Below are 19,125 nucleotides of genomic sequence, written 5' to 3' on the forward strand. Positions count from 1 at the left end.
TTTAAAGTATATGGGCAGCAAAATTCTCCTGGGTGTAACCGTCCACGACCACATCCAGATGGCCATCGTCGGGGCAGAACAGCAGGCCGTGTATCGGTACGTCCTTGGGGATCAGCGGGTTGTGACGGATGATCTTGACCACTCGCTCCACGTTTTCCAGCGGATGGGCGAAGAGGCCCAACCACTGCTTGAGATCAGGCACATGGATATCGATGACGTCCGGGGAGATACCGCGCCTGATCATGTCGCGCTTGACCGATTCGGCATCCAGTTCCAGTCCGGCCATGCCGCAATCCCGGTGCCCGATGACGAACACCTCCTCTACTCCCAGCATGAAGATGCCGGCCACCAGGCTGCGGATGACAGCTCCCGCCATGGGATCGACGATGATGTTGCCGGCGTTCTTGATGACCTTGGCGTCGCCGCGTTTAAGCCCCATGGCCGGCTCCAGGAAATCGACCAGACGGGTATCCATGCAGGTGAAGATGGCCAACTGCTTCTTGGGAGACTTGGGCAGCGGCGGAAAGGCGTTCGGCTTCGTGAAGCGCCGGTTTGCTGCGATAATAGATTCCAACTGGGTCATGACCTACTCCAATCAACGGAACGGCCCAGGAGGAAGGCCTTTTTGTTCACCTCTACCGCTTTCTTCGGCACCATCTTTTCGATGGCTTGCAGCCAGTACTGTTCGTCGATATCCAGACGCCGGGAGACCGCCCCCAAAAGCACCGTATTGGCCGCCCGGACATTGCCCGCCTCGCCGGCCAGTTTCTGGCCGTCCAGCAGCAGAAAATCGGGAAAGCGTTCCCTGATCCGTTCCGTCACCCACTCAGGATAGGCTTCCTGGCCCATCAGCACCGACGGCGGCGCGATACGCAGATCATTGGCCACCACGGCTCCCCCCTTCTTGAGAAGGGGCAGGGAACGGCAGGTCTCCATCAGTTCGAAACCGAACAGGATATCCCCCTCCCCTTCCGGCACCGTAGGGGAAAAGACCTCCGCGCCATAGCGTACGTGGGAGACCACGCACCCCCCACGTTGGGACATGCCGTGGATCTCGCTCTTCTTCACATCGAAACCGGCCAACAGGATGGCCTCGGAAAGGATCTCTGCGGCCAGCAGGATGCCCTGCCCGCCGACCCCGACCAGCAGGATGTTGGTTATGCGGTTATTCATTTGGCCCTCCCGATCGCGTCGAACTTGCACAACTGCCGGCAGACGTCGCAGCCGGTACAGAGCAGCGGGTCGATGAAGGCCGTGCCCCTTTTGCTGCCGTCCCCGGCCGGACGCCACTCGATGGCCGGACAGCCGATCTTGAGACAGGCGCGGCAACCGGTGCACTTCTCGACCGCGACCTCGTAGACCGGCCCCTTGTGGAAGACTCCTTCCCGTTTGACCAGGACGCAGGGTTTGTCGGTGATGATTACCGAGGGCTCAGGACGTTCCATCTCCTCCCTGAGCACGTTTTTGGTCTGCTCCAGGTCAAAGGGGTTGATCACCCGGATATGCTTGACCCCCAGCGATGTGCAGAGCAGGGGGAAATCTATGCGATGGGACGGATCATCCATCAGGGTGAAGCCGGAGGCCGGGTTATCCTGGCGGCCGGTCATGGCGGTAATGCGGTTGTCCAGGATCACGACCGTGGAGGTCGAATTATTGTAGACCATATCCATCAGGCCGTTGATGCCGGTGTGCAGGAAGGTGGAGTCGCCGATCACGGCCACGACCTTCTTCTTTTCCTCGGCGGATACGACCTTGCTTACGCCGGTGGCCATGCCGATGGAAGCGCCCATGCAGACGCAGGTATCCATTGCCGAGAGTGGCGGCATGAAACCCAGCGTGTAACAGCCGATATCGCCGGTAACATAGGCCTTGAGCTGATTGAGAGCAAAGAAGACCCCGCGGTGGGGGCAGCCGGGGCACATGTTGGGGGGACGTCCGGGAAGCTTGTCCCCGGCATCGGCAGGGGGCTGCTGGAGGCCGAAAGCGGTGCGAATGCGGCCCGGCGACAACTCGCCGCACAACGAAATCAGTTCCTTGCCGGTCACGGCAACACCCATGGCTTTGACCTGCTCCTCGATAAAGGGGTCCAACTCCTCCACCACGTAGAGCTTGTCCACCTGGGCGGCAAATTCACGGATCAATGCCTGGGGCAAGGGATGCACCATGCCCAGCTTGAGGGTCGAGGCGTCGGGCAAGGCCTCGCGTACATACTGGTAGCAGACGCCGGAGGTGATGATACCGATGGAGGTGTCGCGCAGTTCCCGGCGGTTGATGGCCATGTCGGCTCCCGCCTCGGAGAGCTTTTTGATGCGTTCCTCCACGAAAGGGTGCCGGACGCGGGCATTGCCCGGCAGCATCACCAGTTTGGCGGCATTTTTGATCAGCTTTGGCTCGGGCAGATCGTTCGCCCGTTCGCCCAGGGCGACAATGGACTTGCTGTGAGAGATGCGGGTGGTGGTGCGCAACATGACCGGCGTATCGTACTGTTCGGAGAGTTCAAAGGCCAGCCGGGTAAATTCCTTGCATTCCTGGGAATCGGCAGGTTCCAGCATCGGCACCTTGGCAAACTTGGCGTAATTGCGGTTGTCCTGTTCGTTCTGGGAGGAGTGCATCTCGGGATCATCGGCCGTAACCAGTACCAAACCACCATTAACACCGGTATAGGAAAGGGTAAAGAGCGGGTCGGCCGCCACGTTGACGCCGACATGCTTCATGGTGCACAGGGCGCGGCCGCCGCCGAAAGAGGCCCCGATGGCGACCTCCAGGGCGACCTTCTCGTTGGGGGCCCAGGAGGAATTGATTTCCTTGTAGTTGACGGTGTTTTCGAGGATCTCGGTGGAAGGGGTGCCGGGATAGGCGCAGGCCACACGACAGCCAGCCTCATAGGCACCGCGGGCGATGGCCTCATTGCCGGATAGAATTTCTTTCTTCATCTGGTTTCCTTGGGGTAGTCAGTTTGTATAAAGCCACGTAGGATTGTGAACTATACTAAAAGAGCGCCGGGAATGCAATTCGTTTGCAATCCTTGGTAATTGCGAATGTCGTTTTCCTAGAATGAAAACAGTCGCAAAGAGGCACGTTCCTCGGGCCCGAATCGAGCGCTTAACAATTGACATAGTTTGATTTGCCGCTAGTATGTAGGACATGGCGTGGAGTGTGGAGTTCAGAAACGTAGTCTGTGCGGATCTTGTGGAAGGGGTTTCGCTCCAGATCCAGGCAGGATGCTCGGCCCTGGTCGTCACTGCCCGGGAGGACGTGGGCACCATGCTGGCGCGGCTCATTACCGGCCTGTCCCAGCCATCCCTCGGCTCGGTGCATGTGGACGGGCAGGACATGGCCGGGCTGCCGCCGACGCAGCTATACCGGATGCGGCACCGTATCGGCATTGTCCCGCAAAAGGGCGGTCTGATTTCAAACCTGAAACTGTGGGAGAACATGACGCTCCCCCTGCTCTACACCCGGGGGAGCATCCCTCCCGAAGCGGAGAGAACGGCCCTGCGGTACCTGGAAATGTTCGGCTACCGCGGCAACATCATGGCCCTGCCCGCCCATCTGACGCCCCACGAGAAACGCATGGCAGCCTTTATCCGGGCCGCCTTATGCACCCCGCAGGTCATGGTCTACGCCAACTGCTTCGACGACCTGCCGGAGGCGGCACGAACCCAATGGGGTGCCATCACAACGGAATTTCACCGCGGAGCGCCCGGCATGACGTCAATCTATCTGGCCACCTCGCAGGGCATGGCCCGGGACGTGCCGGTCGACAGCATCATTTCGCTCCAGTGAGGAACGCGCCGAACCATGATACGTGAACAAGACCCCAGATTCAAAAACCTCGAACGAAAGATCGGCATCTTCATTGCGCTTGCCCTGATCGGCATTGCCGTGGCCCTCGTCCTGTTCGGCCTGCAGAAAGATTTATTCTCCTCAAAATACAACCTGCACTTTACCGTTGACCGCGGCACCGGCTTCACCAAGGGGATGCCGGTCAAACTTTCCGGGTTCAGAATCGGCCGGGTCACGTCCATCGCCCTGAACGACCAGGCCATGGTGGATATCGCCATCGAGATCGACAAAAAGTACCAGACCTGGATCCGCAACGATTCCATCGTCAAGCTGGTGAAGGAGGGGCTGGTGGGGGACACCATCGTCGAGGTTTCGGTCGGCTCCCTCGACAAGCCGGAGTTGAAGAACAACGAGGCCATCAGCTACGTGAAGACAAAGGCGCTGGACGAACTGGCCGAAGAGATTGCCGACAAGGTCAAGCCGGTGTTGATCGAAGTCAGGGACATTATCGGCTATATCAACGACCCTAACGGCGATCTCAAGAAAAGCATCCACAATCTGGAGGTGCTGACCCGCAACCTGGAAGGCACCCGTCGGAACGCCGACAGACTGCTCATATCGGCCAACGGCAACATCGACCGCATTGCCGGACAGGCAGGCAGCGTGCTCGACACCACCAACCGGAAGATCGAGAGTATCGACTTGACGCCGACCCTCAACAAGGTGAACGGCGCCATCGATACGCTGGACAAGAAACTCCCCCCCCTTCTGGATAAGGCCGACGAGACCCTGGGCAACGTGGCGCGCATCTCCCGGGACACCCGCACAAAGCTACCCGGCCTCCTTTCCCAGACCGAAGACGTCATGTTCAGCACCGACAAGCTGCTCAATTCCCTCCAGAACACCTGGCTGCTCAGGGATTCGTCCCCGCCGCCGGCGAGCAACCAGCTATTCATCAAGGGTGACAGTTATGAGTAGTCTGCACATGCCCCTGCAACGGCTGGGCGTCCTGCTGATCTGCCTCGCCCTGGCAGGCTGCTTTGGCGGCGGCAACAAGGTGGTGCGTTCCGAGGCACAATCCCGGGCCGACATGCTCCTCAAGCGGGCCATCCGTGCCGAGCAGAAAGGAGAGGTTGCCGAGGCCGAAAAATTGCTCAGGGAGGCGCTATCCGTAAGCTCATCCATCGAGGACATCCCCGCGAAATCGGTGGAGCTCATCAATTTGGCCCGCCTGAGCCGGTTGAACAACGACCTTGCGGCCGCAGCGGCCGCCATTGACGCGGCCCTGGAGCTGCTCCCCCCTCAAGCGGATTTCTACGGCGAGGCGGCCCATGAGAAGGCGCTGGTCTGCCTGGCCGGCGGCGATCCGGCAACCGCGCTGGCGTGGGCGGAACGGTCCGTAGCAACGGGACCGGGGACATCCTTGGGAAGGCGGCTCAATCTGGTGGGGCGTATCCTCCTGGTGCAGGGCGAGTGGCTCAAGGCCGGTCAGACGGTCAAAAGGGCGCTGGAGGAGAATCGCGGGGACGACAACCGGGAGGAAAGGGCCAATTCCCTACGGATGTTGGGAATCGTCGCCCGGAACGGCAAGGATTTCGGCGGGGCGGAGCAGCTTTTGAAGGAGGCGCTGGGGATCGATAAACAGATCGGCGCAAGCGCCAAGATCGCCTCGGACCTGGAGGAGCTGGCGGCCACGGCTCGCGCCGGCGGCGATCTCAAGAAAACGGCCCGCTATCTGGAACGGGCCTATGAGGTTCACTACAGCGCCGGCAGGTTAAAGGCGGCCGGCGCGGCCCAGCGTGCGCTGGCAGATATTTTCAGTGAATTGGGGGATAATTCCAAGGCTGAGGCGTCACAAGCCAAGGCCCGCGAACTGGCGGAACGCACCTCGGCTCAAAAGCCGGCGATGCCGCCCGCAACCACCAACCCTTCCAACAACCCGTAATCACTCACCTTCATGGTATCAAACCCGAACCTTTCCATGGTGTGCAGGATGATGAGCGTCCCGGCGATAATGAGGTCTTCCCTCCCCTTTTCCAGGCCGGGGATCGTCAACCGCTCCTCCGGGGTCATGGGCAGCAGGCGGGCGTAAATGGCCTCGATCTGCCGCCGGGTGATGGTGGCATTGTTAACCTTGCGATAGTCGTAATCCTTCATCTCCATGGCGATGGCCGCCAGGGTGGTTGCGGTGCCGGCGGTACCGACCAGGGTTGCGCCGGATGCCGGCCTGCTGTGGGCCGTCGCCATCTCCTGCACAAGCAGATCCAGTTCCCTGCCGATTTTTTCCGACACCGCCTCGGGCGTCACCTTGCCTTCGGTCAGCCTGACCACTCCCATGGGCAGACTGCGGACGAACCGGGCACGGCCGTCCCGGGCAAGCGTATATTCGGTGCTGCCGCCGCCCACATCAAAGACCAGGAGCTCCTCTGCCCTGCGGTCGAGCCCGGCCAGAACCCCGGCCAGGGTCAACTCCCCTTCATGCGTGCCGTCAATGACCGTGAGCTCAATACCGGTCTTCTCGCGGACCGACGCCACGAATGCCTGGCCGTTGACCGCATCCCGCACGGCGCTGGTCGCGACGGCACGAACCTGGGAGACGTCCAGCGAGCCGATGATATCGGCAAAACGGCGCAGACAGTCCAGGCCGCGCCGCTGGGCGTCCCCGGAGAGTCCTTCCTCGCGGCTGAAGCCGCCGCCCATGCGGACGATCTCCCGTTCGAGGCGGACATGCTCAAAGCCGTCGTCCCGAGGTTCCGCCACGAGCAGGCGGGCGGTGTTGGTACCGAAATCGATAGCCGCAATCCTGCCACCCATCAGCGTTTCCTCCCCTGGCAGGTGATGATGTTCCAGCATAGCCTGGCTATCCCCTCGAAGTCGGAGGTCATTTCATTGAACAGCTTGGCGGCCCGCGGCGGGCAGACGCCGTTGCTCATCCGCTCGAAATGGTTCTGCCGTGCCGTCTCAAAGACGACGCGAGCCGCTGTTTTTGCGGCCGCCAAATCAAAACTGTCCCGGATGAAGCCATGCCTGATCATATGTTCGGTATCGCTGATAGCGGTAGCTACAACCAGGGCAAGCCGCTTCAGGTCATCCATGGCATCCTCCGAGAAAACGACGCCGGCCTCCTTTTTACCCACGATCCCCTCCAGGATATTCTCGCAACGGTCACCCACATGCTCCAGGTCGCTGACCGTCTGGAAAAGGCCGGGGATATCGTAGCTGATCTCAGGGCTGTCCGCAGTCCGGGCCAGGGCTGCAAGGAACGTGGTGATCTCGTGATTGAGCGAATCGAGCACTTGCTCATGCTGCCGAATGGTATCCGCCCTGCGGGCGTCGAAATCGGAAAGTATTTCGTGGATGTCGGCGTACATGAACGCCGTCACCGACATCATGCGGATAATTTCCTTGCGGACCTGTTCCATGGCAAGCGGGGGCGTATTAAGGATGCGCTCGTCAAGGTAGCCGGCACAGGGTTGGGATGCAACCGCCCCATTGCCGGTGATTACGGATGAGCCGCCGAGCATGCGGGCCAACGGGGCGCTAATCGCGATCAGAAGACACGCCACCAGAAGGCTGGAGACCGTGTGTACCCATGCCAGTTGGCAGAAGAGCGGCTGGCCCTCGCTACAGGCGCCCGACCATTCGACGAACGGCAGGCGCTGGGCTGCCTCCAACATGAGTGAGGCAAGGGGCACGAGCAGCAGGGCCACTGAGAAGGCAAAAAACAGATAGGTCGTGGCGACCCTGCGGGTCACGGAGTTCCCTCCGACCGAGGCCAAGGCCCCCATCGCCGCCACGCCGATCAGACCTCCCGACACCATGCGCGAGGCGGTAATGGGATCGATCTGATACCCTGACGACAGCGAAGCGACAACCGTCACCGAAGAACGGGCCGACTGAACGAGAAACGATATCAGCGCCCCAAAGATGGTTGCCAGGATCGGCTGATGAAAAAACAACTCATTGAAGGTGGTGTAGAAGGGATGATGATCAAAGGGACGATAGCTTCCCTCCAGCAGGGTCAACCCAAGAAAGAGCAGGCCGATCCCCAGGATAAGGTCGCCGGCGTTGGCATAGCGGCGTTTGCGGGCGAAGAATTTGAGTACGACGCCGGAAAAGATGAGCGGGGTCGAAATCAGGCTGTAGGGAATGATGTGGATATGGAGGGGCAGTGAAGCACCGATGAGCACCCCCCCCAAAACGCTCAACGCCTGAAAGATATTCAGAACGCCGCCATTGACGAGGCCGATGGTAAAGATCACCGCAGCGCTGCCGGAATTAACAGCCAAGGCGGTGGCCATGCCGAACAGCATGGAATAGAAACGGTTCGAGGTAAGCTTAGTAAAGACGTCTCTGATGCGAGCATCAGCCACGGTCCGGATGCCGTCCGACATGAGGCGCATACCGAGCAAAAACAGGCCAATCCCACCCAAAGCGCCCTCAATCAGACTGAGAGGCATATTGGTACTGCTCCATATCCTTAATTCCGGGGAGACCAGCCAGAACTGCGGCATGCCCCCGTTATCAATCATGCTATTCTTTGCGCGGATTTCACGCAACGTGAGCGCAAAAAGGTATAGTTTTCTATCTGAAAACTATACCAGAGCCCCCACGAAAAGCACAGCTAATTGTTCCGGCACCGGGTCATGTCCGACAAACACGCCACGGGAACCGTCAACTGCAACAGAGTAAATTAACGATTGAAAGTAATATCAGGCCTGGGATGAGGGATTATGGCAACAGCCGACAGTCATCCCCCACACCCGTAAAAGGTGAGGGGGACATCGCACCAAATCGACAACGCATCATAAAGCTTCCGCTTGAGAGGTTTTCCAGACCTAGCCGAGCACCCGTTCCTTCAACTCCTTACCGACCTTGAAGAAGGGAAGCTTCTTGGGGCTGACCGTAATCTGCTCACCCGTTTTGGGGTTTCTTCCTGTATAGGTATCGTAACTCTTGATGACAAAGCTGCCGAGGCCGCGAATCTCAATGCGTTCGCCTTCCACCATGGCTTCTGTCATGGAGTTGAAAATGAGATTAACGATCTCTTCAGCCCGCTTGTTGGAGATATCCTTCCTGACCGCCAACTGCTCAATAAGCTCGGATTTGTTCATGTCTGCTCATACCTCCGGATTTGTGCCACTTCAGGCCGTTGTAAGTAACGTAACGGCGACCTCAGTGCCCACACCCCCCGAGATATCGCCTTACGATATATGCTGCGTCATTGCTGCGGCCGCATTGCACCAGAACGTCGCGGAGCCTCTCGGCCGCCATGCGGGCAGACGGAGTAGTCAGAAGCCCGCTATACATATCAATTGCCCGGTCGGTGTCGCCGGCAAGCACGTGAACATCCGCGCGCAGAAGGTGGGATTGTTCCGCCAATATCCCGGCAGACATCATGACCTCAAGCTGCTGCCCCGCTTCGTGCAGCCGCCGCCCTTCGATCAACAGCAGGGCTAACCCCAGATGCGCCAGGGAATTAGCGGCATTTGCCCCAATCGCATCCCGGAAATTTGTCTCGGCCGCGTCAACGTGACCGAGCCGAAACAGGATCATTCCCTTTTCGTAGCAGTAGATATCACGATCTGAACCGGTGTACCACGCTTCAAGCAGCTCTAAAGCGTCGCCATGCCGGTTCCCGCTCGCAATCACGTACATGGATGCAAATTCCTCTCCCAAATCGGAATACCGGCTATACATTTCGCGTGGAAGCTGTTGAATCAACAGATCATAGTATTCCATTTGCGACATGTTTACGTCGCTAGAATCATCTGTTACGAGATCTTCCGGAGCGCAGGAACTGCATGATGAGCACCCGCTTACGGAAACAGTTTCTTTCTGCTCGTCGTCGCTTCCACAACAGAGCGCAACCAGTCCCTCCGCCTTTTCCCGTAGCACGGCATCGTCGGTCAGTGATTTTGCCAGTCCCAGGTGTTCGAGCGCCTTATCCGGCAGCCCACGCCCCAGGGCGGATTCCGCTTCACCGATATTCAGTTCGGCCAGCGCACGGTTGGCGCTGCCAATCCGCTCTTCGCAGACAGCCGACAGCCCTTCCACTCCCTGAACACCGTTTGAACCGGAAAGGAGTCGCCGCGCATCCTCATAGGCACAGCGCGCCTCAAAATAGTGGCGTTCCATCAGAAGCCGGTCGCCACGAGCCATCAGGTCGGCAGGATTTTTGGAAAACAGTTTTTTCAGGATATTCACGCTGATGCCTCCGCTTGCCCTCTGTGAAGCAGGGTTACGCTTTCCAAATGAAATGTCTGGGGAAACATGTCGAGCGGAACACTCTCCGCCACGTGATAGCCCTGCCCCGCCAGAAGGCCGCAATCCCGAGCCAGAGTGCTGGAATCGCAGGATATGTAGATGATCGTGTCCGGCTTCAGACGGCTGAGTCCCGTTATGGCTGCCGCCGCCCCGCTGCGGGGAGGATCCAGAATGACCGTATCGAACCGCCGCCCCGCTGCGGCAAACCGGGCGACTCCCTCGGCGGCATCGGCGCAGACGTATTCCGCATTGGATACACCGTTTAGACGACAGTTATCCTGGGCCGTGGCGATGGAATCCCCATACCCCTCCACCCCGGTGACACTCGCTACGCCCCCTGCCAGGGGCAAGGAAAAATTACCGTTACCGCAGTACAGGTCGAGCAGCTGTTCATGACCGCGAAACGCGGCCATACGCCGGACAAGCTCCAAAACGGCCCGGTTCTGGGGGCTGTTCACCTGGGAGAATCCACCCGGACGGAAGGTGAGCGTAGTCGGCGGGGAATCGGGAGCGGCGGCCGGCATGGCGTAGGCAAGGTAGCCGTCACCGCAGACTCTCTGCAGGGAGGATTTACGGCCGGTCTGCAGGAACAGACCGGTCAAGGGTATCAATTCGTGAAAATGGCGTTGGAAAAAACGGATAACAGCATCATGGTTGTTGCCGATGTAATTGATCGTTGCGACCGTTTCACGGTCGCCGCACTCGATGTTGATCTGGGGGATGGCTGACACTTCGGCAAACGATGCCAGAACGCTCCGCAGGCTGGACAGAGCCTCGTTGATGGCCGGCGCGGCGATGGGGCACCCCTGGGCGGCATCGTCCACAACATGGGTCGCGTTACGGAAAAAACCGATCTTCAGCCCGGCGGCGCCGGCGTGCAGCTTGAACTGGACCCGGTTGCGGTAACCGTATTCCAGGGGCGAGGCCACGGCCTCCCCTACCCGCTCGCCTTCGACCCGGCCGCCGCGCCACAGGGTTTCGGCATGGATGCTTCGTTTCGCCGCAAGCTGCTGGGAATAGGCGATGTGCTGCCAACTGCAGCCGCCGCATGTGCCGAACAGCGGGCAGGGAGGGGCGACCCGCAGCGGTGATGGGGTAACAAGCTCGGCGATCCGGGCCGTCACATACGAGCGTTTCTCGGCAATGACCGTCAGACGGACCTCGTCGCCGGGACAGCTCAGGGGGACGAAACAGACCTTGCCGTCGATGCGGCAGACGCCGTTGCCGCCAAAGGCAAGTTTGTCGATAATCGCGACTGGTGACGACATATGGGGTTACCGGCGGACCGACGACTTCTGGCGTTTGTCGTATTCGCTGCGCATGAAGCGTGCGGGGAAATCGGGACGGGAAAGATAGGGAAGCACATTCGTGTCGAATGCCTCCAGAAGGCTCTGGCGCGCGGCCGCGATATCGGCCTCGGGCACCGCCATCTTTTCCAGGACATGGCGGAAACGAATCCGCTCCCCCAGGAGCAGACGCGCGGCCTGATACTCCGTAGGGCCGGAAAAGGGTGAGGCGGAAAGAGGTATATCGGCGCTGACCTCGATGCGCACATGGTAATAACCGCCGAAATAGTGGCGGGTTTCATCCCGGAGACTGGCCGTTACGCCGCCGCCCAGGTCATACTCTCTGATGATCTGTTTGCTATTCATCGCAGCCCTCTTCCATCTCCTGCACCAGTTCGACCAGTTTTCGCACCAGCAGATCTTCCAGCCGGGCCCCCTTTTCGGCCGATGCCTTGCCCGGATCGCCCCACACGCCGCCGGGCCAGTAGCGGCGCTTGTCGCGCACCAGGATACCGTTGGGAAAACGGGGAAACTCGCGGGGTGCTCGCCCCTTGACCAGCTGGGGATGGGTGTGGAGGATGCGGGAGGTTTCGATTTCACCGGCATGGGAGTCGCCCGGCGTTTCGATGATGTCCCGCCCATCATCCCCGGCCAGGTCGAACTCGCTGACGACCGCTACGGAAATGTCGGCGAAACGGGCGATCAGCGCTTCACCCGCATCCTGGAGCGCCATGCGATGCGCCCCCCCGGCATGCCCCGTCAGGGCGACAAAGGTGCGCAGCCCCTGCCCGCGCAGCGCGACGACGATATCCTGGAACAGCGCCCCAAGGGTCCGGGTCGAGATGGAGATGGTGCCGGGATGCCGCGCCGTGGAACGGCAATTGCCGTAATGAACCGGAGGAGCCACGAACAGCGGCGTTACCAGGGAGGCTTTCTTGCAAACCTCGTAGGCCTCCAGGGTATCGGTGGAGAGGGGGAGATGGCTGCCGTGCTCCTCCACCGAACCGAAGGGGATCAGGACGGTCCGGGTCTGGGCCAGGCCGGCCTCGAACTCGGTCATGGTCATCTCTTCGATAATCACAGCGCCCCCAGCATCTTGTGCATCTGCGGGATCACCCGCACATCGGGGAGCAGCGCCGCAGCCGTTTCCTGCAAGCGCAGGATCTGCACGGCGGTAACGTCAACCGCGCCTGCCGGGTTGGTCAGGGGTTGGAGAAACAGTGGGGTTGAAGGGGCCACCGCCGCCATGATGGCGCACACCCGGCCGATCTCGTCCACTGGCGTATCCTGGCCGATGACCACCTTGACCGAGACCTGCCGCTGCACGGCAACCTCCAGAAAACGGCGATGTTCCTGCCAGAGTTCCTGGCCGCAGCCCGCCGTGGAAGGAAGCTTCATATCCATGCTGATATAGTCGATGCTGTCGATGACCCGCCCCAATTCGGCGTGCAGGGTGCCGTTGGTCTCCAGGTGGATCGGGAGGATGCGGCGCAGCCCCGGCAGCCACTCCGTCAGCGTTTCAGCCTGAAGCAACGGCTCCCCGCCGGTGACGCTGATGGAGTGATGGGCACCCGGCAGGCGGTTACACCACTCCCGTACCAAGGTAACGAGGGCGTCTCCGCCGGGCGGTTGCGGCAATGGGCGCAAGGCCCCCGAGCCGGGCGCGGTTTCCACCTGGCAGGGGGTGCCGCTGTCGTACGCCGTATCGCAGTAGCGGCAATCCAGGTTGCACTCATCCAGACGGATGAATATCTGGCGCCGCCCGGCCAGATACCCTTCCCCCTGGATCGAGGAAAAAATCTCGCTGACGCGAGCCGGATTACTCATAATAGCAGGCAGAGGCGTTGTCAGACTCCCAGACGGTCACGGAATCCACCGTGATGACGTCGTTGTTGAGGCGTTCGGAGAGGCGCTGGTACAGGTAGCGCGAGATATGCTCCGAGGAAGGGGAGACATCGTGAAAGGCCGGGTTCTCGTTGAGATACTTATGGTCAAGTTCGTTGATGATGACGCCAGCCTCACGCTTGAGCACCTTGAAATCGATGCCCAGCCCGGCCTTGTCCAACTCCTTGGCGGTCACGGTCACTTCCACCCGCCAGTTGTGTCCGTGCAGGTTCTCGCAATCCCCCTGGTAGTTGATCAGGTTATGGGCTGCGGCAAAGCTCGTGCGGATCGTGAGTTTATACATGAATCGGGCTCCTGGACGCGGGATGGAATGCTCTAAATTTTTTTTATAATACACAAAAACAGAGGTAATCACAAGGGGGCGCCTGTCGACGGTTCTTGTCAGCAACGGAGGCGTCACGCAACGACATCACGGCGTGCGAAGTCTCTCGATAAAGCTTAAAAAAGGGCAGCCCATCGGGTTGCCCTTTTTCGTATGGCACTATCGCGTGGAGGCGAGTTACCGCTGGGACGCCTCCAGCGCCTGCTGGATATCGGCTATGATGTCGTCGATATTCTCCAGGCCGATGGAGAGCCTGATGAAGTCCGCCGTAACGCCGGACGCTTCCTGCTCCTCCTCGGTAAGCTGCTGGTGCGTGGTGGAAGCCGGGTGGATGACCAGCGACTTGGCGTCGCCGATATTGGCCAGATGGGAGAGCAGCTTGACGTTGTCGATGAACTTCTTGCCGGCCTCCATGCCTCCCTTGATGCCGAAACCGATGATGGCCCCCTCCCCCTTGGGCAGGTATTTGCGGGCACGGGCGTGATCCTTGTGGCTGGCCAGGCCGGGGTAATTGACCCAGGCGACGAGCGGGCTCTGCTCCAGCCAGACGGCAACGGCGCGAGCGTTCTCCACGTGGCGCGGCATGCGGACGTGCAGCGTTTCCAGCCCCTGGAGGAATTGGAACGAGTTGAAGGGCGACAGGCAGGCCCCCATGTCGCGCAGTATCGAAACCCGCATCTTGAGGATATAGGAGAGATTACCCAGAGCCTCCCAGTATTTCAGACCGTGGTAGGAGGGGTCCGGCTCGGTGAATTCCGGGAACCGGCCGTTGTTCCAGGGGAATTTCCCGCCGTCGACAATGGCGCCACCGATGCTGGTGCCATGACCGCCGATAAACTTGGTCAGGGAGTAGACGACGATATCGGCCCCATGCTCCAGCGGCTTGAACAGAAGCGGTGTCGTGACCGTGTTGTCGACGATGAACGGGATTCCGGCGGCATGGGCGATGGCGCCGATGGCCTCGAAATCGTCAACGTTGTTTTTGGGGTTGCCGACCGATTCGGTGTAGACCAGGCGGGTGTTTTCGTCGATCGCGCGGCGAACATTCTCGGGGTCCGAAGAATCCACGAACTTTACCGTGATGCCGAGCTTGGGCAGGGTGTAGTGAAAGAGGTTATAGGTCCCGCCGTACAGATAGCTGGTGGAGACGATGTTCTGGCCGGCCTGGGTGATATTGAGTACGGCAGAAGTGATGGCGGCCTGACCCGAGGCGACCGCCAACGCCCCGACGCCGCCCTCCATGGCCGCCAGACGCTGTTCCAGCACGTCGGTGGTGGGATTCATCAAGCGGGTGTAGATATTGCCGGGTTCCTTCAGGCCGAACAGGTTGGCCGCGTGCTCGGAATTTTTGAAGACATAGGACGAGGTCTGGTAGATGGGTACTGCGCGGGAAAGCGTAGCGGAGTCGGGCGATTGGCCGGCATGGAGCGCTAAGGTTTCAATGGCTGGTGTTCTGTTTTCCATGTGTTCCTCCTGAGATGCCGTGATTATGAACAAACGTTACAATTACCTCGCGGGTAAGTCAACTTGATTTACGCATTTAAAGCCGATCTGTTTTGTGTACAATCATGAAGAAGCCGTCTTGAGCGCAAACGACCTGATAGTTCCTCTCCCGGCCCGTTTGGCGTCATACATGGCCATATCGGCGGCACGAATCAACTCCACCCTGGTCTGGGCATCCTGCGGGAAGCTGGCTACGCCGAAGCTGGCCGTGAGCCGGATAGGCTGACCGTCATCGGCGCGAAAACCGGCAGAGAGCATGAGATCGAGCAGCTTGGCTGCCATGGCCAATGCCTGCTCCCGGCTGGTCTGGGGCAGTACGACGGCATACTCGTCCCCGCCGAAACGCGCAGCCATGTCGCTGGAACGGATATTGTCGCCAATAAGCCTGCCAAACTCGCTCAGCATCCGGCTCCCGACCAGATGGCCGTGGGTGTCGTTGACGCTCTTCAGGTGATCCAGGTCGAGAAACACAAGCGACAGGCACGTACCGTAACGGGAGGCGCGTTCGATCTCGGTGTCGAGAAGTTGTTCGAAATAACGGGAATTGTACAGGCCGGTCAGGTCGTCGGTGATGACGAGTTCATTGATCCGGTCATAGTTGCGGGCGTTTTCCAAGGCTATGGCGGCAAAATCGGCAATGGCCGAGATGATCGTCACATCGGCGTCGGTAAAGGGAGGCTCGTCATAACTGTTGATCAGTTCGACGACGCCGATGATCCGCTCCTTGATCATGAGCGGCACGCAGGCAACCGAGCGAACGGCGAAGGGTATCCGGGTGCCCAGATGGGCCGTAAACCTCCCATCGCTCTGCACATCCGGCAAGAGCAGCGGCCTGCCGTGCAAGGCGACCCAACCGCCGATGCCCTCCCCCTGTTCAAGCCTGACGCCTTTATGCTGTTCGGCCAGGGACGGGGAAGCCACCTCAAGGACCAGCTCTCCGGAAAGCTCGTCCACGAGCAACAGCGCCCAGGCCCTGGGCCCGATCAGCCGTTCGGCCTGTTTCAGGATGGCTTCCAGGACATCATGAACCGCAAGGCTTCCGGCCAGCGCCGTACCGATTTCAATCAACGATATCAATCCCCCATCCCCAGTCCGGGAACATTCCACGGGGGCAGCGGCGTCGCCAAGGACCATTACCCGCACCTCAGTCAGATCGTAATTGTATCGCCCGGCTGCAGGCGTTCCGGCCGGGGCGGTTCATTGAAGGACGATGCCAGCAGGTAGAAAAAGAGCGCCACCGTAGCCAGTACCATAAAAAACATCGGCAGAATGCGCACCTGGACATCACGGGAATCCCCCGGCAGCACCAGGCCGAAGGCGGCCAGGACCACACCGTAACCGCCAAAGGCCGCGGCCCAGAAGATGCCCAAACGATACAGGCGCATCTCCGCCGTGTCCGACAAGGAAAACAGATCGGCTATGCCCACATGATAGAAGCTGGCCAAAACGATCAGCAAAAGGGCGGCCAGGATAAGGCGCAGGCCGCTTCGAACGGTACGTTTACGCATAAACAGTATCCCTTTTCAGCGTTAATCAGACGCACCACGATACGTCGCCTACGCCGGCCCTCAGCACCTCGGGGGTGGTGCCGGTCAACGCCACTACCGAACTGACATCCGTAGTGAGCAGGCCGCCGTCGATAACGTAATCGAGTTGATGCCCAAATGTGTCTTCGATGACGAGCGGGTCGCCGACCGGGTCCTCCCCGGAAAGGTTGGCGCTGGTGGTTATGATCGGATTGCCCAGCGCCAGGACCACGTCCAGGCAGATACGGTTGTCCGGAATTCTGATCCCTGCCGTTTTCTGACGGGTCAAGAGCAGGTCGGGCACATCACGGGTGGCCTCCAGCACAAAGGTGTAGGGGCCGGGGAGGTAACGTTTCATGATTTTGAAGGCATTATTGCCGACCTTGGCATAACGCGCGACCTCGGACAGGCTTGAACAGATGAATGAAAACGGTTTATGCCGCTCGCGCCCCTTCATGAGGTAAATACGCTCGATCCCCTTTTTGTTGAAGATGGAGCAGCCGATACCATAGGTCGTATCGGTGGGATAGGCGATAATGCCGCCATTTTTCAGGCAGTCCACAACACGGGCAACCCGGTGGGGCTGGGGATGTTCGGAGTCCATGGTCAGCAACATGTCAGTAATGGTTCCCTCGAGCCGGCAGCCGTTGCGCCGGGAATTTCATGCCGTTGTGCATGTTCTCATATTTATTGCATGATTCCGTATAAATTCAAGCTATTTCTTGCAACGTGCCGATACGTTGTTCATATCGCCACCAGTCCATTGACAGTATACTGATTATATGCATAATGACCATTCATCATAGATGGATGAGGGTCTCTACGCCATGTACCATATTGAAAAGAGCGTTGGTTTTTTGCTGGCAAAGGCCTATCAACGGGCTTTTGCACTGTTCAGGGAGGAATTGGAGGAATTTGACCTGACGCCTCCCCAATACGCCATCCTGGCCTTCCTCTGGCAGCAGGACGGGTTGACCCAAGTGGAATTGTCCGAAAAAAGCCAGGTGGACCGCACCACCCTGGGGGGCTTGATCGACCGCCTGGAAAAATACGGTCTGGTTGAGCGGCACCCCCACCCCCATGACCGGCGGGCGCATCAGATCAAGCTCACCCCCCGGGGGAGATCACTTGAATCGCAGTTGCGGGAATGTTCGAAAAATGCCCTGGCGAAACTCACCAGCGGCTTGAGCAAAAAAGATGTTGCCGAACTTGGACGCCTATTGGAAATCCTTCGCGGAGAAACGAGGATATATGAGAAACCTACTTTTTAGCCTCCTCACGGGCGGCATGCTTCTGATCGGCACCCCGTCCTGGGCGGCGCCGCTCACCTTGCAGGAATGCCTGGAGCGGGCCAGACAGCACAATCCCACCCTCAAGGCAGCGGCCTGGGCTCCCCGGATAGCCGAACAGGACATTCGCCAGACATCGGCGGCAAACTATCCCCGCATCGATGCCCAGGCCGGTTATACCATGCAACAGGCCGCCCAGGGCGCAAAAATCGGCGTCGTTGCAGCCGAAACCCAACAGGCGGACTACGCCTCTGCCGGGCTCTCCGCCACCTACACCATCTACGACTTCGGCCGCCGGGACGCTAGGCAACGGATGAGCGCGGCACTTGCCGACTCCTCCGTCCAGTCCTTTGAAGCCCGCCGCACGGACGTAGCCTTGCAGGTGATCGAAGCCTACTTCTCCATCCTGGAAACCCGCAAGCTGATCGCAGCGGCCGCGGACGAGGTCGCCCAGGTGGAAGAGCACCGCCGCGTGGCCCAGGCACTGTTCGAGGAGGGGACCGTTACCCGCAACGATGTGCTACAGGCCGAGGTACGCCTGTCTGCGGCCAAGCAGAAGCTTCTGACCATGAAGAACCGCTTGGAAAACAACTGGCTCCAACTCAATTATCTGACCGATTCCCAACCCGGGTTTCGCGCGGAACTGGATGAGGCGGTATCCCTGTCGAGCGGCGCGGCGACGCCGGTGGACGAAGGCGACGCACTCTCCCGACGTCACGATGTCCTGGCCCTGCGCCACGGCGTGGCAGCCAGCGATATGGAGGTGCGCGAAAGCAAGGCCGCATTCTACCCGGAACTCTACACCCAGGCCGCCCTCAACTACGTGCAAAACGACAAGGCGCTGGAACAGACCATCATGGCGGCAACCATCGGCGTCAAGGTCAACCTGTTCGACGGCTTCGCCTCCACCGCAAACAGGGAACGGGCCGTGCGCAACCGTTCCAGAAACCAGGACGCCCTGCGTCAAGCGGAATCCCAGGCGCATCTGGAGATCGACACCTCCCGCAACGACGTCAACGTGGCCAGGGAACGGATCGGCGTGGCCCAAACCGCCATCCGTCAGAGCGAGGAAAACCTGCGTATCAACAGGGAGCGGTATCGGGAGCGGGTCGGCACGGCAACGGAAGTGCTGGATGCCCAGACCCTGGTCACCCAGGCCAAGACCGATTATTACAGTGCGCTGTACGACTACCAGGTTTCCCAGGCCCGCCTGAAACGCGCCGTGGGAGAGCTATAAACCA

At 59.8% G+C, this 19,125-nt stretch carries 21 protein-coding genes; 5 read left to right on the forward strand and 16 right to left on the reverse strand.

The window, feature by feature from the left end:
• Position 1 precedes the first annotated feature (1 nt).
• Genes F6V30_RS13680 through iorA form a run of 3 tightly spaced genes read right to left on the reverse strand, consistent with a single transcriptional unit; the run spans position 2 to position 2,933 of the window.
• Positions 2–583, reverse strand: a complete 582-nt coding sequence (locus F6V30_RS13680) for a beta-class carbonic anhydrase (RefSeq protein WP_151157493.1) — start codon at positions 581–583, stop codon at positions 2–4.
• Complete coding sequence (locus F6V30_RS13685) at positions 580–1,173, reverse strand: indolepyruvate oxidoreductase subunit beta (RefSeq protein ID WP_151157494.1); 594 nt, start codon at positions 1,171–1,173, stop codon at positions 580–582. Before F6V30_RS13685 ends, F6V30_RS13680 begins: the two co-directional genes overlap by 4 nt.
• Positions 1,170–2,933, reverse strand: a complete 1,764-nt coding sequence (gene iorA, locus F6V30_RS13690; RefSeq protein ID WP_151157495.1) for an indolepyruvate ferredoxin oxidoreductase subunit alpha — start codon at positions 2,931–2,933, stop codon at positions 1,170–1,172. Before iorA ends, F6V30_RS13685 begins: the two co-directional genes overlap by 4 nt.
• Positions 2,934–3,156: 223 nt before the next feature.
• Between iorA and F6V30_RS13695 the strand changes: the two genes are divergently transcribed.
• Genes F6V30_RS13695 through F6V30_RS13705 form a run of 3 tightly spaced genes read left to right on the forward strand, consistent with a single transcriptional unit; the run spans position 3,157 to position 5,731 of the window.
• Positions 3,157–3,786 carry an ATP-binding cassette domain-containing protein gene (locus F6V30_RS13695; RefSeq protein WP_191965695.1) on the forward strand — a complete coding sequence of 210 codons (630 nt, stop codon included), beginning with the start codon at positions 3,157–3,159 and terminating at the stop codon, positions 3,784–3,786.
• 15 nt (positions 3,787–3,801) lie between these two features.
• Entirely contained in the window at positions 3,802–4,764 is a 963-nt protein-coding gene (locus tag F6V30_RS13700) for an MlaD family protein (RefSeq protein ID WP_151157497.1), read from the forward strand.
• Entirely contained in the window at positions 4,757–5,731 is a 975-nt protein-coding gene (locus tag F6V30_RS13705) for a tetratricopeptide repeat protein (RefSeq protein WP_151157498.1), read from the forward strand. Before F6V30_RS13700 ends, F6V30_RS13705 begins: the two co-directional genes overlap by 8 nt.
• On the opposite strand, the gene F6V30_RS13710 is transcribed toward F6V30_RS13705, so the two are convergent.
• The 13 genes from F6V30_RS13710 to F6V30_RS13770 all read right to left on the reverse strand — a co-directional run bounded on the left by F6V30_RS13710 (position 5,680) and on the right by F6V30_RS13770 (position 17,211).
• Positions 5,680–6,600, reverse strand: a complete 921-nt coding sequence (locus F6V30_RS13710; protein ID WP_151157559.1) for a Ppx/GppA phosphatase family protein — start codon at positions 6,598–6,600, stop codon at positions 5,680–5,682. The two genes, F6V30_RS13705 and F6V30_RS13710, sit on opposite strands and share 52 nt — an antisense overlap.
• Positions 6,600–8,246, reverse strand: a complete 1,647-nt coding sequence (locus F6V30_RS13715; RefSeq protein WP_191965696.1) for a Na/Pi cotransporter family protein — start codon at positions 8,244–8,246, stop codon at positions 6,600–6,602. The genes F6V30_RS13710 and F6V30_RS13715 overlap by 1 nt, the downstream gene beginning before the upstream one ends.
• Before the next feature lie 378 nt (positions 8,247–8,624).
• The gene (locus F6V30_RS13720; RefSeq protein ID WP_149305592.1) at positions 8,625–8,900 is read right to left on the reverse strand and encodes an HU family DNA-binding protein; all 276 of its coding nucleotides are present in this window, start codon (positions 8,898–8,900) and stop codon (positions 8,625–8,627) included.
• 61 nt (positions 8,901–8,961) lie between these two features.
• Positions 8,962–9,993, reverse strand: a complete 1,032-nt coding sequence (locus F6V30_RS13725) for a tetratricopeptide repeat protein (RefSeq protein WP_151157500.1) — start codon at positions 9,991–9,993, stop codon at positions 8,962–8,964.
• Positions 9,990–11,321, reverse strand: a complete 1,332-nt coding sequence (locus F6V30_RS13730) for a class I SAM-dependent RNA methyltransferase (RefSeq protein ID WP_151157501.1) — start codon at positions 11,319–11,321, stop codon at positions 9,990–9,992. Before F6V30_RS13730 ends, F6V30_RS13725 begins: the two co-directional genes overlap by 4 nt.
• Before the next feature lie 6 nt (positions 11,322–11,327).
• Positions 11,328–11,705 (reverse strand): hypothetical protein, encoded by a 378-nt coding sequence (locus tag F6V30_RS13735; protein ID WP_151157502.1) that lies wholly within the window; start codon positions 11,703–11,705, stop codon positions 11,328–11,330.
• Positions 11,698–12,420, reverse strand: a complete 723-nt coding sequence (locus tag F6V30_RS13740; RefSeq protein WP_151157503.1) for a creatininase family protein — start codon at positions 12,418–12,420, stop codon at positions 11,698–11,700. Before F6V30_RS13740 ends, F6V30_RS13735 begins: the two co-directional genes overlap by 8 nt.
• Positions 12,417–13,166: a 7-carboxy-7-deazaguanine synthase QueE gene (locus F6V30_RS13745; protein ID WP_151157504.1), complete on the reverse strand. Its 750-nt coding sequence runs from the start codon at positions 13,164–13,166 to the stop codon at positions 12,417–12,419. Before F6V30_RS13745 ends, F6V30_RS13740 begins: the two co-directional genes overlap by 4 nt.
• Positions 13,159–13,527: a 6-carboxytetrahydropterin synthase QueD gene (gene queD, locus F6V30_RS13750; protein ID WP_151157505.1), complete on the reverse strand. Its 369-nt coding sequence runs from the start codon at positions 13,525–13,527 to the stop codon at positions 13,159–13,161. The genes F6V30_RS13745 and queD overlap by 8 nt, the downstream gene beginning before the upstream one ends.
• A gap of 216 nt (positions 13,528–13,743) precedes the next feature.
• Positions 13,744–15,030, reverse strand: a complete 1,287-nt coding sequence (locus F6V30_RS13755) for a homocysteine synthase (protein ID WP_151157506.1) — start codon at positions 15,028–15,030, stop codon at positions 13,744–13,746.
• Positions 15,031–15,132: 102 nt separating this feature from the next.
• Entirely contained in the window at positions 15,133–16,146 is a 1,014-nt protein-coding gene (locus F6V30_RS13760) for a GGDEF domain-containing protein (protein WP_191965697.1), read from the reverse strand.
• A 71-nt stretch (positions 16,147–16,217) separates the two neighbouring features.
• Positions 16,218–16,577, reverse strand: a complete 360-nt coding sequence (locus tag F6V30_RS13765) for a hypothetical protein (protein ID WP_151157508.1) — start codon at positions 16,575–16,577, stop codon at positions 16,218–16,220.
• Positions 16,578–16,602: 25 nt separating this feature from the next.
• Positions 16,603–17,211 (reverse strand): L-threonylcarbamoyladenylate synthase, encoded by a 609-nt coding sequence (locus tag F6V30_RS13770; RefSeq protein WP_151157509.1) that lies wholly within the window; start codon positions 17,209–17,211, stop codon positions 16,603–16,605.
• A 211-nt stretch (positions 17,212–17,422) separates the two neighbouring features.
• Here F6V30_RS13770 and F6V30_RS13775 point away from each other — a divergent pair, with 211 nt between their 5' ends.
• Together F6V30_RS13775 and F6V30_RS13780 are read left to right on the forward strand one after the other, a co-directional pair.
• A complete protein-coding gene (locus F6V30_RS13775; RefSeq protein WP_151157510.1) occupies positions 17,423–17,866 on the forward strand; it encodes a MarR family winged helix-turn-helix transcriptional regulator in 444 nt (147 codons plus the stop codon).
• On the forward strand, positions 17,847–19,121 hold the full coding sequence (locus F6V30_RS13780; RefSeq protein WP_191965698.1) for a TolC family protein: 1,275 nt from the start codon (positions 17,847–17,849) through the stop codon (positions 19,119–19,121). The genes F6V30_RS13775 and F6V30_RS13780 overlap by 20 nt, the downstream gene beginning before the upstream one ends.
• The last annotated feature ends 4 nt before the right edge of the window (positions 19,122–19,125 follow it).

The organism is Oryzomonas sagensis (assembly GCF_008802355.1).
GTDB lineage: Bacteria > Desulfobacterota > Desulfuromonadia > Geobacterales > Pseudopelobacteraceae > Oryzomonas > Oryzomonas sagensis.

What these genes read in the sequence shown, in the direction of transcription:
- F6V30_RS13680 (WP_151157493.1), bottom strand. Translation starts at nt 583, where the DNA reads ATGACCCAGTTGGAATCTATTATCGCAGCAAACCGGCGCTTCACGAAG.
- F6V30_RS13685 (WP_151157494.1), bottom strand. Translation starts at nt 1,173, where the DNA reads ATGAATAACCGCATAACCAACATCCTGCTGGTCGGGGTCGGCGGGCAG.
- iorA (WP_151157495.1), bottom strand. Translation starts at nt 2,933, where the DNA reads ATGAAGAAAGAAATTCTATCCGGCAATGAGGCCATCGCCCGCGGTGCC.
- F6V30_RS13700 (WP_151157497.1), top strand. Translation starts at nt 3,802, where the DNA reads ATGATACGTGAACAAGACCCCAGATTCAAAAACCTCGAACGAAAGATC.
- F6V30_RS13705 (WP_151157498.1), top strand. Translation starts at nt 4,757, where the DNA reads ATGAGTAGTCTGCACATGCCCCTGCAACGGCTGGGCGTCCTGCTGATC.
- F6V30_RS13710 (WP_151157559.1), bottom strand. Translation starts at nt 6,600, where the DNA reads ATGGGTGGCAGGATTGCGGCTATCGATTTCGGTACCAACACCGCCCGC.
- F6V30_RS13715 (WP_191965696.1), bottom strand. Translation starts at nt 8,246, where the DNA reads ATGCCTCTCAGTCTGATTGAGGGCGCTTTGGGTGGGATTGGCCTGTTT.
- F6V30_RS13720 (WP_149305592.1), bottom strand. Translation starts at nt 8,900, where the DNA reads ATGAACAAATCCGAGCTTATTGAGCAGTTGGCGGTCAGGAAGGATATC.
- F6V30_RS13730 (WP_151157501.1), bottom strand. Translation starts at nt 11,321, where the DNA reads ATGTCGTCACCAGTCGCGATTATCGACAAACTTGCCTTTGGCGGCAAC.
- F6V30_RS13735 (WP_151157502.1), bottom strand. Translation starts at nt 11,705, where the DNA reads ATGAATAGCAAACAGATCATCAGAGAGTATGACCTGGGCGGCGGCGTA.
- F6V30_RS13745 (WP_151157504.1), bottom strand. Translation starts at nt 13,166, where the DNA reads ATGAGTAATCCGGCTCGCGTCAGCGAGATTTTTTCCTCGATCCAGGGG.
- queD (WP_151157505.1), bottom strand. Translation starts at nt 13,527, where the DNA reads ATGTATAAACTCACGATCCGCACGAGCTTTGCCGCAGCCCATAACCTG.
- F6V30_RS13755 (WP_151157506.1), bottom strand. Translation starts at nt 15,030, where the DNA reads ATGGAAAACAGAACACCAGCCATTGAAACCTTAGCGCTCCATGCCGGC.
- F6V30_RS13765 (WP_151157508.1), bottom strand. Translation starts at nt 16,577, where the DNA reads ATGCGTAAACGTACCGTTCGAAGCGGCCTGCGCCTTATCCTGGCCGCC.
- F6V30_RS13770 (WP_151157509.1), bottom strand. Translation starts at nt 17,211, where the DNA reads ATGTTGCTGACCATGGACTCCGAACATCCCCAGCCCCACCGGGTTGCC.
- F6V30_RS13775 (WP_151157510.1), top strand. Translation starts at nt 17,423, where the DNA reads ATGTACCATATTGAAAAGAGCGTTGGTTTTTTGCTGGCAAAGGCCTAT.
- F6V30_RS13780 (WP_191965698.1), top strand. Translation starts at nt 17,847, where the DNA reads ATGAGAAACCTACTTTTTAGCCTCCTCACGGGCGGCATGCTTCTGATC.